Consider the following 13,343-nt stretch of genomic DNA (forward strand, 5'->3'; position numbering starts at 1 on the left):
AGCGGTTATTTTCAGAAGTTTTCAAAGTTTCGCTTGGGAATCTTCAACAACTTCAACCACTTGCGCTTCCGATCTCTCGTTAGCGGGAGGCGAATAGTACAGTATTTAATTTCGTGGTCAACCACCTGCTGCGATTATTTTTTCCCTTAGCAAAGCCCTTCAAGGCGAGCACTGATTTCTGCTTCTATTAAGCGACACCCCAGTGATGGACAAGGCTCAATCCTCACCCCTGGCTGCGTTATCATCGCCCGCCTCTCTGCACCAAGAGTCTTGAACCCGGATGTCCGTATCTTTGCCATTGCCTGCCGATCACTCCCCATTGCCACCGGTCCTCGTCGGTCCGCTATTACGGCGCCTGGAACCCACGCGACTGGTACTGTGGTTGGTGGGGTCGCGGGCGCTGTCGCTGACGCTGCGCCTGCAAGGGGTCGACATCCGTCTCGATGCAGGGCAATGCACGATCATCCCGGTCGGTACTCATGCCTTTATTCATTTGATAGATGTGCCACTGGATGCCGCCCTGCCCTGCGATACGTTGATCGAGTACGATCTGCTGATCACCGACGCGGATGGCACTCAGTCGGGCATTCTCGAATGGGCGCCTCATCTACTATATGGCGAGGCGCAATGTCCGAATTTCGTGTTGCGCTCGCGGATCGATCAATTACTCCATGGCTCCTGCCGCAAACCTCACTACCCTGCTGCCGATGGTTTGCTGTGCGTCGATCGATTGCTGGAGTCTGAGCCGGAGGCTTGCAAGCGCCCCGCGCTATTAATGATGAGCGGCGATCAGGTGTATGCGGATGATGTCGCGGGGCCGATGTTGCGGGCAATTCATGCCTTGATCGAGCGTCTGGGGCTGTTCGGCGAACACCTCGACGGTGCAGTGGTCAGCGACAGCGCCAAACTCTACGAGCACCCGGCCAGTTACTACCATCGTGCGGATTTGTTACCGGCGCTTGAGAGCAACGAAACCCTGCGCGAACGATTTTTCGGTGGAGCGCGTAAGCCGATCTTTACCAGTAGCAGCGCCGACAACCATTTGGTGACCTTCGCCGAGGTCATGGCCATGTACCTATTAGTATGGTCGCCCACGTCCTGGACACTGATCGCGCCGCAACCACCGGCACTGACGCCCGAACGACGCAAGCGCTATACCCTGGAGCAGACGCGCATCGATGCGTTCAAGATGGGGCTGGGTGGTGTTGGGCGAGCGATGGCGCACCTGCCGTGCCTGATGATTTTCGACGACCACGACATTACCGATGACTGGAATCTTTCCGCGCAATGGGAGGAAACGGCCTACGGCCATCCGTTCTCCAAGCGCATCATCGGCAACGCGCTGCTCGCTTACATGCTGTGCCAAGGCTGGGGCAACAACCCGGGAGCGTTTGGCGGCATGCTGGAAAAAACCCGCCTATTGAGTGCCTCGGGGCAAGATCCTTACCTGGACAGCGATGTCCAGGATAGCTTGATCGACGAGCTGCTGAGCTTTCAGAAGTGGCATTACGTGCTGCCCACTCGCCCTGCGGTGGTGGTGCTCGACACTCGCACTCGGCGCTGGCGCAGCGAAATGACGCTCAAGCAACCGTCCGGTCTGCTGGATTGGGAAGCGCTCAGCGAGCTGCAGCAGGAATTGCTCGATCATCCCTCGGCGATCATCGTTTCGCCGGCACCGATTTTCGGCGTCAAGTTGATCGAAACCGTGCAACGGGTGTTTAGTTGGTGCGGCTATCCGTTGCTGGTAGACGCCGAAAACTGGATGGCCCATCGCGGCGCCGCCCAGGTAATCCTGAACATTTTCCGACACTCCCGCACTCCCGGTAACTACGTGGTGCTGTCCGGTGATGTGCATTATTCCTTCGTCTACGAAGTATTGATCCGACACCGCAAGGCTGGCCCACGAATCTGGCAGATCACCAGCAGCGGTATCAAAAACGAGTTTCCGCCTGCGCTGCTCGAATGGTTCGACCGCCTCAACCGCTGGCTCTACTCTCCCCGTTCGCCGCTGAACTGGCTGACCAAGCGTCGGCGGATGCGCATTGTTCCGCATGTTCCAGAGCATGCCGAGGCGGGCGAGCGGTTATGGAATTCGGCGGGGATCGGCCAGGTGTTCTTTAATGAAAAAGGCCAGCCGCAGGATATTTATCAGCACAACGCGGATGGTTCGCCGAAGACGCGGATGGTGGCGCCTGAAATTTCCGAAGCGGTTGAATGACTTTGGCCGAGTTGCCATGAGCAATTATTACCTGCACACCATGAACCTCACCCGAACCCTAATCATCGGCAACTCCGGCTCGGGCAAGAGTTGGCTGGCCAAACGACTGGCAGAGCACTTGCAAGTACCCTGGATCGATCTCGACCTGATCCACTGGATATCCGATGAACACAGCATCGCTCGTCCCCGCGCCGAAGCATTGGGAATGGCGCGGGTGGCAGCGAATGAAGAGCGGTGGGTTATCGAGGGTGTGTATGGATGGATGGTCAGTGAACTGGTGGAACTGGCGACGACGTTGATCTGGCTGTGCCTGGAGGACGAAGACTGCGTCAGTCATATTCGCCAGCGTGAAGCAGAGCGCGATGATAGTGACGAGTTGCTGATAGCGTTACAGGACTGGGCGGGTAGCTACCGTATGCGCGGCGATTCCAGTGGATTTGCCGCGCATCAGCGCTTGTTCGCAGGGTTTAGCGGTTCGAAACTTCAACTGATGAATCGGAATGAAGTCACGACTTTCGTCAGTACGATGCAACAAATCGACTAATCGTTCCCGATTCCACTCACGCGAACACCGTTCCTACAGGGGAATGCATACATTCAATAGAAGTCAGGCTGCGCTCACCGCCCGACCAACGCCTCTGACAATCATCTCCACTTCCCGCTCATCAATCGTCAGCGGTGGCAGCAGGCGAATGGTCTTGCCCCGTGTCACGTTGATCAACAAGCCATGATCGCGGGCTGCAATCAGGGTCAGGTCACGAATCGGTTGTTTGAGTTCAATGCCGATCATCAAACCCTGGCCGCGAATCGCCAGAACGTTGGGATCATCGGCCAATTCGATGCGCAATCTGGCGAGCAAGCGTTCACCCTGCAGTTTGGCGTTTTCCAGCAGCCCTTGCTCCTCAATGATCTCCAGCACGGTGCACCCCACTCGACACGCCAATGGATTGCCGCCGAATGTGCTGCCGTGGCTGCCGGGGGTGAACAGGTCGGCGGCTTTGCCCCGGGCCAGGCAGGCCCCGATAGGAATGCCGTTACCAAGGCCTTTGGCCAGCGTCATGACGTCCGGGACAATCCCCTCGTGCTGGAACGCAAACCACTGGCCGGTGCGGCCGATGCCGGTCTGGATTTCGTCGAGCATCAGTAGCCAGGCGCGCCGGTTGCACAGTTCGCGTACCGCTTTCAGATAACCGGGCGGTGCCACTTGCACACCGCTTTCGCCCTGAACCGGCTCCATCAGAATCGCCACGATGCGTGGACCGTGGGCTTGTTGGACCGCCTCCAACGCAGCGAGGTCGCCGAATGGCACTTTAATGAAGTCCCCCGGCAATTGGTTAAACCCCAAGCGAACCGCCGGGCCGTCACTGGCGGACAGGGTGCCAAGAGTACGGCCGTGAAAGGCGTTTTCCATGACCACCACCAGCGGCTGCTCGATGCGTTTGTGCCAGCCGTAAAGCCGCGCGAGTTTCAGCGCGGTTTCGTTGGCTTCGGCGCCAGAGTTGTTGAAGAACGCCCGATCCATGCCGGAAAGCCGAACCAGTTTCTGCGCCAGCCGCTGTTGCCAGTCGATGCTGTACAGGTTGGAGGTGTGCAACAACAGCCCGGCCTGTTCGCTGATGGCTGCCACGATTCGCGGATGGGAATGGCCGACGTTGGTCACCGCCACACCCGCCACCGCGTCCAGATATTCGCGACCGGCCTGATCCCACAAGCGTGTGCCCAGGCCTTTGCTGAAACTCAGGGCCAAGGGTTGATAAGTGCTCATCAGGCAGGCGGCGGTCATGACATCAAACTCCATTAATAGTCGGTGTTTTTGCAGTATGGTTAGCCACCTGAGCTGGATAAACACTGCAACACTTCAATCATTTTAAAGCTGGGATTGATAATGGATTTGTTCCAGGCAATGACCGTTTACGTAAGAGTGGTGGAAGCCGGCAGCATGACCGCCGCCGCTTTGCAGTGCGAAATGTCCACGACCATGGTCGGCAATCATCTTCGGGCCCTGGAGCAACGTTTGGGTGTGCGCCTGCTTAACCGTACGACACGACGCCAGCGGCTGACGGAATTCGGCACGGCGTACTATCAACGTTGTCTTGAGGTATTGGGGCTGGTGGCCGATTCCGAACGCCTGGCCGAACAGACACTCGACGAGCCGAGCGGCACCCTGCGCATCACCGCACCGCTGACCTTCGGCACCGAACGGCTGGCGCCGGCCCTGAGCGAATTCACCTTGCGCTGTCCGCAGGTCAAACTCGACGTCGTGTTGACCAACCAGCGCCTGGATCTGCTCGACAACGGTTTCGATGTGGCGATTCGCTTGGGCACTACCGAGATGTCCAACATGATCGCCCGCCCGCTCATCGACTACACGATGACCCTGTGCGCATCGAAGGACTATCTGGCGCGCCGGGGCACTCCTGAAAAACCCACCGACCTGCAACACCATGACTGCCTGGCCTTCGCCTACCCGGCCGGAGACGACTGGCACTCGGTAGCCAAACAATGGCGCCTGAGGGGACCCGAAGGCGAAGTCATGGTGGAGGTCAGCGGGCCGATGCTGATCAACAGTTCGGCGGGGCTGCATCAAGCGGCGCGCACCGGGATGGGCATCGTGATGGTGCCCGATGCCTTGGTGGAGCAGGACCTTCAGGACGGAAAACTGGTGGCCTTGATGCAGGACTACCAACTGCCCAGCCGTCCGATGAACCTGGTGTACGCCCAAGACCGCTACCGCTTGCCGAAATTGCGCAGCTTCGTCGACTTTGCGCTGCAGAGGTGGGGCAAGCAGTAGGGGGCGCTCTCAATTAGTTTCCCCGCCGCGCTGGGGAAACTAATTGAGAACGCCCTCTAGCAGGGGCAATACCCCATGAACTAATCTCCTCGACTGGCGAGTCACGTTGATATCAGTTCGGCAGGGAGACCGATGATGGGTGAGGCATCGAATATCGAGCCGTTGAAGTTCAATCTGTCAGATTTTAACGAAGACATGCTGCACACCATTCTGGAACTGGTCAGCGATGGCATCTGGGACTGGAACGCCAACACCGGGTTCGTCTACCGCAACCCCGGGTGGTACGAGATGCTCGGCTATCCGCCTCATTCCCTGGATAACAACGTGCTGACCTGGGAAAACGTGATCCACCCCGACGATTACTCGCGGGTCATGGCGCTGTTTGATGACTACCTGAATCAGCGCGCACCCGGCTATCAAGCCGAGTATCGCTGCCGCATGCGCGATGGCACTTACATCTGGATCGAAGATCGCGGCTATGTGCTGGCACGTAATGCCGACGGCTCGGTGGCACGAATGGTCGGCGCGCACCGCAGTATCGAAGACAAGAAACGCCTGTTCGAAGAAATGGAACGGCGCAATCAATCCCTCGAAGCCATCATCGAAGAACGCACTCGCGAGTTGTCTCGGGTCAATGAGCAGTTGCAAATCCAACTCGAAGAAAACCGCAAACTGGCGGAAACCGATGTACTGACCTCCATCGCCAATCGCTATCGCCTGGAAAAAGCCCTGCCCCTGGAATGCGATCGCGCCCAACGCTTCCGCCAGCCGCTGTCACTGATCGCCATGGACATCGATGACTTCAAAAACATCAACGATCACTACGGCCACGCGTTGGGTGATGCGGCTTTAGTGCAGGTGATCGAGAGCGTGAAGCACTGCGTGCGCGAAGGCGATCTGTTGGCGCGCTGGGGCGGCGACGAGTTCATCATGATCCTGCCCAACACCTCGTTGGCCGACGCCAGGGCACTCGCTGAAAAAATCCGTCACAGCCTGTCGAGCTTGCTGCCGGTCGGGGACTATCAAGTCACCATGAGTTTTGGCGTGGTGCAACGCTTTGAAGAAGAGCAACAGACAGGGTTGCTGGCCAGGGCCGATCAGGCGCTGTATCGGTCGAAGATTGCGGGCAAGAATGTGATTTCGGGGTGAGCTTGCCTACATGCCTGCCTTCACCAACACCGGCTTCTCCTGATACCGATCCGGATACAACTTCTTCAACTGCGCCACTTTCGGCAGGTCATTGATCACGATGTAGGGGTACGTCGGATGTTCGGTCAGGAAGTCCTGATGTTCTTCCTCGGCCGGGTAGAAGCCGTTGTAGGTTTCCAGTTTGGTGACGATGGGTTTGTTGAACGAATGGGCAGCGTCTAGCTGGGCGATGTAAGCCTGGGCGACGCGTTGCTGTTCGGTGCTTTTCGGGAATAGCGCCGACCGATACTGAGTGCCGCGGTCCGGCCCCTGGCGGTTGAGTTCGGTGGGGTTATGGGCCACCGAGAAATAGATCTGCAACAGGTTGCCATAACTGACTTGAGCCGGATCGTAGGTGACTTCGACGGCCTCCGCATGACCGGTATCGCCATTGCTGACCCGCTCGTATTGAGCGGTGTCGGCTGTACCACCCGCGTAACCGGAGACAGCGTTCTTCACCCCTTTGACGTGTTGAAATACCCCTTGGACGCCCCAGAAGCAACCGCCGGCAAAAATTGCCGTTTCACTGCGGGCTTCAGTGTTCTCGTCGAGGGTTGGTGGCGCAATGATGACCGCCTCTTCGACGCCTGCGAAAGAAAACGCGGCGCACTGACCGATAACACTGGCCGCGGCCAATCCCAGCAGGGTGCGACGCCAGTTAAATAAGGTTCTCATGGCTTGTCTCCTGAATGAATGGGGTTATCGACCAAACGGCTATCAACCAAACGTAAATGCATACGCCGACACACCCGGATCGAGAAACTCAATGCTGAATGTCCGGTCCTTTACACCTGCGGTCTGGCGTACCAATTGATACAACCGCTGCTCGGTAACGCTGCCGCTGCCATCCGGCGCCACGTCAACACCGTGGGCACTACCTGGGGGCTTGCCGTCAATCAACACGTTGAAACGCACCGGTTTGCCGTCAGCGCCGGGGCCCAATACCAGATGCAGATCGCGAGCGTGGAAGCGGTAGACGATTCGACTGGCCGGTGCGTTCGAAACGGCCCGCTCCGGACCGACCGTCCATTGGCCCTCCAGGCTCCAGTGATTGAGGGCCAGTCGGGACGGCGGGCTATAGGCCGTCATCTTGTCTGGCGCCAGATCGGTTTGAGCAACGAAATGCTCCGCCCGTCGGTAGCCGATATAGGTTTCCGGCGATTGCACTTCACTCATGTCCGGGGCGAGCTGGACGCCCTCGGCACGAGCATTGATCAGCCCGTCTGCGACCTTCTCGGCGCCCGCCTCACGCAGCAGTTGTTGAATCACTCGCTCCGATTCGGCGTATTTGCCCTCGCCAAAGTGGTGGTAACGAATGCGCCCCTGAGCATCGGCAAAATAGTGGGCCGGCCAGTATTGGTTGTTGAAAGCACGCCAGACCTTGTAGTCGTTATCGATTGCCACCGGATAAGTGACACCCAGGTCTTTCATGGCTTTGGTGACGTTGCCTAAATCACGTTCGAAGGCAAACTCGGGCGTATGGACGCCGATCACCACCAAGCCCTGATCACGATACTTCGCGGCCCAGGCCCTCACATACGGCAGGGTGCGCAGGCAGTTGATGCAGGAGTAAGTCCAGAAATCCACCAGCACGACCTTGCCCTTCAAGGCCTGGGCGGTGAGTGGGGGTGAATTGAGCCATTGCACAGCGCCGTCCAGCGATGGAAGGTTGCCTTCAATCGGCAGTTCGCCCGGTATCTTGGCGGTCATTTTCATGCTGCCGGCAGGTTGATCGCCGCCCCGTGGAATCTGCGACATCATCGCCCCACTGCCGGTCGGCAACTGACCGGCCAGCCGATTTACCAGCGCCTGCTCGATATCGCCGGTGGAGGCTGTCGAGACCCGCGCCAGAATCCCGGTATCCAGCCCCAAGGCGATCGCCACTACACCCGCCAGCATCGCGCCTCCCAAGCCTCGACGCAGCCACTCGCCTGCGCCTATCGAGCGCTTCATCGCGGCGAAGACTTTACCGCCCAGCAGCAGTGCCGCGGCGAGAGAGGTGGCGGCGCCGGCCGCGTAAGCCAGTAGCAACAAGGTGGTGGCGATGTTTGCCCCTTGCAGCGCCGCGCCAGTCAGCAGCAGGCCCAGAATCGGCCCGGCGCAGGGCGCCCAGAGCAGGCCCGTGGCGACACCGATCAGCAACGAAGCGCCGGGGCGCGGCCGGGTATCGAGAGCCGCGGCTTCCGACAGCCGACCACCGGCCGCCACCAATGGACGCGTCAGGCGCTCGGCCAACCGAGGCAGCAACAGCGTCAGCCCGAACAGTGCAACGAACAGCAACGCGAGCCAGCGACCGTACTGATTGACTTGCACCACCCAACCGCCGCCCACCGCCGCCAATGAGGCGACGAGCGCGAAGGTCAGCGCCATCCCCGCCAGCAGCGGCAAGCCACTCTTGATAAACGGCTGCCCGGTGCGAGCGAAGACAAAGGGCAATACCGGCAGAATGCACGGGCTGACGATCGTCAGCACACCACCGAGATAAGCGAGGACCAGAAGCCACATAACGTCGACCTGCATGAAGTGAGTGAAAGGAAGTGCCCATGGATTACGCCTGCGGTTTGAAAGTCAGCGCCAGACCGTTCATGCAGTAACGCAGACCGGTGGGCTTTGGCCCGTCCTCGAAGACATGGCCCAAGTGACCGCCGCAACGACGGCAATGAACCTCTTCGCGCAGCACGCCGAAGGAGCGGTCCTGACGGGTGGCCACCGCGTTGTCCAGTGGCGCCCAGAAGCTCGGCCATCCAGTGCGGCTGTCGAACTTGGTGTCGGAAGAAAACAACGGCAGATCACAACCGGCGCAGGCAAAGACGCCCTTGCGGTGCTCGTTGTTCAGTGCGCTGCTGTAGGCCCGCTCGGTGCCCTCTTCGCGTAGGATCTCGTACTGCTCGGCGCTAAGCAGCGTGCGCCACTCGCTATCGCTGTGAGTCACCTCGAAAACCTCCTTCGCGTGGGCCTCATCGAACAGCACGACGCTTGCGGAAAATTTTGGCAATACACCAACCACCAGGGCCGCAGCCCCCAGCCCGCCGCTCGCTACAAGAAACTGTCGCCGTGAAAACATGGCCTTCTCCAAAATTCCAGGTGCCTTGCATGGAACACAGCCTAGGCTTGAGTTGATCGCCAAATCCTCACGAGGAGTTAAACAATTCGTGATAACTCAGCCTCAGGAAAAGCCGCACAATGTTGTTCATTGCGTCACGAGGGATTGAGCTCCATGGAACCGACCAAACGCGTCCTGGTGGTCGAGGACGACCTGCCTATCGCCGACCTTATCTGCCTGCATCTGCGCGATGAGCAGTTCGAGGTGGTGCACTGCGCCGATGGCGATGAGGGCATGCGACTGCTGCAGCAAGGAAGCTGGGACGCACTGATTCTCGACCTGATGCTGCCCGGCGTCGACGGCCTGGAAATCTGCCGCCGCGCCCGGGCCATGGCCCGCTACACACCGATCATCATCACCAGTGCGCGCTCCAGCGAAGTCCATCGGATTCTGGGGCTGGAACTCGGTGCCGACGACTACCTGGCCAAACCCTTTTCCATGCTCGAGCTGGTGGCACGGGTCAAGGCATTGCTGCGACGGGTCGACGCCATGGCCCGCAACCTGAAAATGGACGCTGGCAGCCTGATCAGCGATGGCCTGTCCATCGACCCGATCACACGTGAAGTCTCCCTCGATGGCCGTCGTCTTGACCTCACGCCGCGGGAGTTCGACTTGCTGTACTTCTTCGTCCGCCAGCCCGGCAAGGTCTTCTCGCGCATGGACCTGCTCAACGCGGTGTGGGGCTACAGCCACGAAGGCTACGAGCACACGGTCAACACCCACATCAACCGCCTGCGGGCCAAGATCGAGGCCGACCCAGCGCAACCGGCGCGCATCCTCACCGTGTGGGGTCGCGGTTACAAATTCGCGACGAGCGCAGATCAGCCATGAAATTGACCCTGACCCAACGCCTGTCCCTGGTGTTCGCCGTGCTGTTGCTGGTGTGCTGCGGCACCTCGGCATGGATGCAGGTGCGCTCCAACCAGATGCATGAACTGGAAGTGGTGCAGGGGTTGTCGCGGGATCTGGCGCAACACATCGCCCACGACACCGTGCTGATGGACCGCAATGGCCCGATGCCCAATGCCGTGCGCGAACTGTTCAGCCAGCTGATGCTGGTCAACCCCAGTGTCGAGGTCTATCTGCTCGACACCGGGGGTCGAATTGTCGGCAGCGCCGCGCCCGAGGGCCGAATACGCCGAGAGCAAGTCGACCTGGCGCCAATCCAGCGTTTGCTCAAAGGCGAGGCCCTGCCGATTCTCGGCGACGATCCGCGCAGCATTGATGGCAGCAAGGTTTTCAGTGCTGCGCCGTTGCGGGTCAATGGTCAGCCGGCCGGTTATCTCTATGTGGTGTTGCTCAGTGAAGAGCACGATCGCTTCGCCGAACGCGGCGCAACCAGCGCAGCGCTCAATACAGCGTTGTTGTCCATTGGGCTGGTGGCGTTGCTATGCCTGATTGCCGGCCTCACCGCATTTGGCCTGATCACCCGGCCATTGCGCCGCCTGACCGAAAAAGTCAGTCAGTTCGACATCAACGGCGTGCCGTCCGCCTCGCCCGAACCAGAGCCTGAACCGGTAGAAAAAGCCGCCAGCCACGATGAAATTGCCATCCTCGACGCAGCCTTCCGGCAGATGCAAGCGCGCCTCGGCGAACAATGGCGCTCGCTGACCCGTCAGGATCAGGAACGTCGCGAACTGGTGGCAAACATCTCCCACGACCTGCGCACACCGCTGGCCTCGCTGCACGGTTACCTGGAGACCCTGTCGCTCAAGGACGCCACATTGTCCCCCGCCGACCGCCGCCGTTATCTGGGGATCGCCCTGGATCAGAGCCGCAAGGTCGGCGGCCTGGCGCAATCGCTGCTGGAACTGGTGCGCCTGGAACACGGTTTCGTGCAACCGGTGCTGGAGCGCTTCTCCCTGACCGATCTGGTGCAGGACATCTTTCAGAAATTCGAACTCAGCGCCGAAGCGCGCCAGATCGAACTCAAGGCCACCTTCGCCCCCAACGTCTCGGCGGCCTGCGCAGATCTTGGGTTGATCGAGCGGGTACTGACCAACCTGTTCGACAATGCGCTGCGCCATACGCCCCAAGGTGGAGAAATCGAACTCAGCCTGCGCCCTCAAGGGTCTTTCATCGAAGTCACCGTCAGCGATACCGGCCCGGGAATCGCTCCAGAACTGCGCGAAGGTCTGTTCCTGCGCCCGTTCAACATTGGCGGCGCACGGCGCGATGGCGGATTGGGGCTGCGGATCGTGCATCGGATCCTGCAATTGCACGGTCGAGAGATCCATCTGATAGATATTCCCGGACGCGGCGCGACCTTTCGCTTCTCGTTACCGGTGGATGAGCAGACCGCTGAGCACCGGGCCGTTCGGTCGACGAATCCGAACGCAATGAGGAAATAGTCGACAGCTTTGGCCACAGCAACGGCTATTATCCCGGTCCTCATTTTTCGGCAAGGAACGCTGCGCAATGCTCATCACCCTGCAAAACATCCCGCTGTGGGTTTACGTGATTTTTTTGGTGTTGTGTTACTTCGGGGTCAAAGCGCTATATCCGACCCATGAAAGCAAAGCCGCATTACTTGTCACTCCGCCGGCCTTGCTGGCATGGTCCCTGTTTTCATTGAACCTCACGCTGAACCCTCAGCTCTCGGTGGGTTGCTGGTTGGTCACGTTTCTGCTGGGCAGCCTCGCGGCGCTGGTGTTTTTTTCACGCAAGGGCGTGGAGCTGGATGATCCGGAAACCGGGTTGATCGTGCCTGGCAGTTGGAAGACGCTGGTGCTCTACCAGCTGTTTTTTGCCGTAAACTTTTACTTCGGTTATCAGGACGACGTGCATCCAGAACAGGCCGCTACGCTTGAGGTGTTGCTGTTCAAGGCTTCAGCGTCGGGGTTTGTCTATGGATTGATCTGCGGACGGTCGCTGAAACTTTATCGGCTGTTGCTGGAGCTTCAGGCGCAACGCTCCAAAATGGCTGCCAGTTAAAAATCCCTCGCCAAAAATGCTGACCAGCCGCCTGTTCATCCGTGACAACGCAGCCTCGGTCCAATAGATTAGGCGGCCTGAAAAGGCTTCGTGCTTTCTCGCCTCAATCCAAGTTAAAAGAAGTAGTGAAATTTCAATGTCCGATTCCAATACCGCTGAATCCGTAGTCACCTTGTCGTCCAAAGCGGAATACGAAAACTCCATCAATCTTTCACAACACGTGCCTCAGGCCAAGACCATCAGCGAGATGGTTCTGGATGCTTTTCAATCCACCCGGGAAAGCGACCAGATCCGCGAACTGCGCGCCGCGATTCGCCAGGCTCACGACAGCTTCGACGACGATAAAGCCTACGAATTGATGGGCGAACTCAAGCAACTGAAAGATGCCGAAGCGGCCGACATTGCCGCCCTGGAAGACCTGAGCAGCAAATTCCCGATCAGCCGTATTCTGTCCAGCTTCAAGGACGACCCGGCGTTCCAGGAAATCGTCTACGGCCTGGCGCTGAAGGTACTGAACCAGACTCACCAGGCCATCAGCAACCCGAGCAGCGGCAAGAGCAAAGCGGCTCGCGCCAAGAAAGACGTCGAAGTGTTCACCATCAGCAAGGACGGCATCAGCGTCACCCTGCCCCTGCGCACCCCGCGCTCGCGCCTGAACGTTGACCGAGAAGCGCTGGAGTTCCTGGGCTTCACTTTCGTCGGCGACGGCGATGAGGCGGAGCTGGAAAGCGAGACGTTCCTGGACAATGCCGGGGCCGAACAAGCGGTCAACCGCAAGAACATCATCACCGCGCTTCAACAGCAAACCGCGTTCGACGGCTACAGCATCGCCGCGCAGTAACGCTATACGCTGCACACAAAAATCCCCGCCATCAGAGCGGGGATTTTTATTGCCTGTTCGCCTATTAACTTTTTTCTGATACATCGCGGCGCAGCCTTCGCGAGCAAGCCCGCTCCCACATTGGCTCGGCATCGATCACAAAAAATGTGGCAACGCCGATCCAGTGTGGGAGCGGGCTTGCTCGCGAAGGTGGCGACGCGGTCTATCAGGACAACCCAACAAAAAGCCCCGCCCTTCTCTCGAAGGGCGGGGCTTTTCTTTACAGCAT

At 59.1% G+C, this 13,343-nt stretch carries 12 protein-coding genes; 8 read left to right on the top strand and 4 right to left on the bottom strand.

Going from position 1 to position 13,343, the window contains the following annotated elements; all coding sequences use genetic code 11:
* Nucleotides 1-280: 280 nt before the first annotated feature.
* Together ACIPLA_RS22310 and ACIPLA_RS22315 are read left to right on the top strand one after the other, a co-directional pair.
* Nucleotides 281-2,218: an alkaline phosphatase D family protein gene (locus ACIPLA_RS22310; protein WP_401175990.1), complete on the top strand. Its 1,938-nt coding sequence runs from the start codon at nucleotides 281-283 to the stop codon at nucleotides 2,216-2,218.
* A gap of 16 nt (nucleotides 2,219-2,234) precedes the next feature.
* A complete protein-coding gene (locus tag ACIPLA_RS22315; protein ID WP_192346074.1) occupies nucleotides 2,235-2,762 on the top strand; it encodes an adenylate kinase in 528 nt (175 codons plus the stop codon).
* Between the two features lie 63 nt (nucleotides 2,763-2,825).
* Here ACIPLA_RS22315 and ACIPLA_RS22320 read toward each other — a convergent pair whose 3' ends face one another.
* Nucleotides 2,826-4,001 (bottom strand): aspartate aminotransferase family protein, encoded by a 1,176-nt coding sequence (locus ACIPLA_RS22320; protein WP_401175993.1) that lies wholly within the window; start codon nucleotides 3,999-4,001, stop codon nucleotides 2,826-2,828.
* Between the two features lie 102 nt (nucleotides 4,002-4,103).
* On the opposite strand from ACIPLA_RS22320, the gene ACIPLA_RS22325 reads away from it, so the two are divergent.
* Complete coding sequence (locus ACIPLA_RS22325) at nucleotides 4,104-5,009, top strand: LysR family transcriptional regulator (protein ID WP_123501069.1); 906 nt, start codon at nucleotides 4,104-4,106, stop codon at nucleotides 5,007-5,009.
* 135 nt (nucleotides 5,010-5,144) lie between these two features.
* Nucleotides 5,145-6,158 (top strand): sensor domain-containing diguanylate cyclase, encoded by a 1,014-nt coding sequence (locus ACIPLA_RS22330; protein WP_123501067.1) that lies wholly within the window; start codon nucleotides 5,145-5,147, stop codon nucleotides 6,156-6,158.
* Between the two features lie 6 nt (nucleotides 6,159-6,164).
* On the opposite strand, the gene msrA is transcribed toward ACIPLA_RS22330, so the two are convergent.
* From msrA to msrB, 3 genes are read right to left on the bottom strand one after another with little or no spacing between them, the layout of a single operon-like run.
* Complete coding sequence (gene msrA, locus ACIPLA_RS22335) at nucleotides 6,165-6,872, bottom strand: peptide-methionine (S)-S-oxide reductase MsrA (RefSeq protein WP_401175998.1); 708 nt, start codon at nucleotides 6,870-6,872, stop codon at nucleotides 6,165-6,167.
* Nucleotides 6,873-6,914: 42 nt separating this feature from the next.
* Nucleotides 6,915-8,702 (bottom strand): cytochrome c biogenesis protein DipZ, encoded by a 1,788-nt coding sequence (locus ACIPLA_RS22340; RefSeq protein WP_401176001.1) that lies wholly within the window; start codon nucleotides 8,700-8,702, stop codon nucleotides 6,915-6,917.
* A gap of 43 nt (nucleotides 8,703-8,745) precedes the next feature.
* On the bottom strand, nucleotides 8,746-9,261 hold the full coding sequence (gene msrB / locus ACIPLA_RS22345) for a peptide-methionine (R)-S-oxide reductase MsrB (protein ID WP_401176004.1): 516 nt from the start codon (nucleotides 9,259-9,261) through the stop codon (nucleotides 8,746-8,748).
* A 153-nt stretch (nucleotides 9,262-9,414) separates the two neighbouring features.
* On the opposite strand from msrB, the gene ACIPLA_RS22350 reads away from it, so the two are divergent.
* From ACIPLA_RS22350 to ACIPLA_RS22365, 4 genes are all read left to right on the top strand, one after another.
* Complete coding sequence (locus ACIPLA_RS22350; RefSeq protein WP_401176007.1) at nucleotides 9,415-10,131, top strand: response regulator transcription factor; 717 nt, start codon at nucleotides 9,415-9,417, stop codon at nucleotides 10,129-10,131.
* Nucleotides 10,128-11,651, top strand: coding sequence for a sensor histidine kinase (locus tag ACIPLA_RS22355; protein WP_401176009.1), 1,524 nt, complete (start codon nucleotides 10,128-10,130; stop codon nucleotides 11,649-11,651). The genes ACIPLA_RS22350 and ACIPLA_RS22355 overlap by 4 nt, the downstream gene beginning before the upstream one ends.
* 67 nt (nucleotides 11,652-11,718) lie before the next feature.
* Nucleotides 11,719-12,234 (top strand): hypothetical protein, encoded by a 516-nt coding sequence (locus ACIPLA_RS22360; RefSeq protein ID WP_401176012.1) that lies wholly within the window; start codon nucleotides 11,719-11,721, stop codon nucleotides 12,232-12,234.
* Nucleotides 12,235-12,370: 136 nt separating this feature from the next.
* Nucleotides 12,371-13,075, top strand: a complete 705-nt coding sequence (locus ACIPLA_RS22365; protein ID WP_192346090.1) for a hypothetical protein — start codon at nucleotides 12,371-12,373, stop codon at nucleotides 13,073-13,075.
* The last annotated feature ends 268 nt before the right edge of the window (nucleotides 13,076-13,343 follow it).

This window comes from Pseudomonas sp. NPDC086112 (assembly GCF_044746425.1).
Taxonomy (GTDB): Bacteria; Pseudomonadota; Gammaproteobacteria; order Pseudomonadales; family Pseudomonadaceae; genus Aquipseudomonas.

Coding starts and splice junctions, on each gene's coding strand:
- ACIPLA_RS22310 (WP_401175990.1), top strand. CDS start 281: ATGTCCGTATCTTTGCCATTGCCTGCCGATCACTCCCCATTGCCACCG.
- ACIPLA_RS22315 (WP_192346074.1), top strand. CDS start 2,235: ATGAGCAATTATTACCTGCACACCATGAACCTCACCCGAACCCTAATC.
- ACIPLA_RS22320 (WP_401175993.1), bottom strand. CDS start 4,001: ATGACCGCCGCCTGCCTGATGAGCACTTATCAACCCTTGGCCCTGAGT.
- ACIPLA_RS22325 (WP_123501069.1), top strand. CDS start 4,104: ATGGATTTGTTCCAGGCAATGACCGTTTACGTAAGAGTGGTGGAAGCC.
- ACIPLA_RS22330 (WP_123501067.1), top strand. CDS start 5,145: ATGGGTGAGGCATCGAATATCGAGCCGTTGAAGTTCAATCTGTCAGAT.
- msrA (WP_401175998.1), bottom strand. CDS start 6,872: ATGAGAACCTTATTTAACTGGCGTCGCACCCTGCTGGGATTGGCCGCG.
- ACIPLA_RS22340 (WP_401176001.1), bottom strand. CDS start 8,702: ATGTGGCTTCTGGTCCTCGCTTATCTCGGTGGTGTGCTGACGATCGTC.
- msrB (WP_401176004.1), bottom strand. CDS start 9,261: ATGTTTTCACGGCGACAGTTTCTTGTAGCGAGCGGCGGGCTGGGGGCT.
- ACIPLA_RS22350 (WP_401176007.1), top strand. CDS start 9,415: ATGGAACCGACCAAACGCGTCCTGGTGGTCGAGGACGACCTGCCTATC.
- ACIPLA_RS22355 (WP_401176009.1), top strand. CDS start 10,128: ATGAAATTGACCCTGACCCAACGCCTGTCCCTGGTGTTCGCCGTGCTG.
- ACIPLA_RS22360 (WP_401176012.1), top strand. CDS start 11,719: ATGCTCATCACCCTGCAAAACATCCCGCTGTGGGTTTACGTGATTTTT.
- ACIPLA_RS22365 (WP_192346090.1), top strand. CDS start 12,371: ATGTCCGATTCCAATACCGCTGAATCCGTAGTCACCTTGTCGTCCAAA.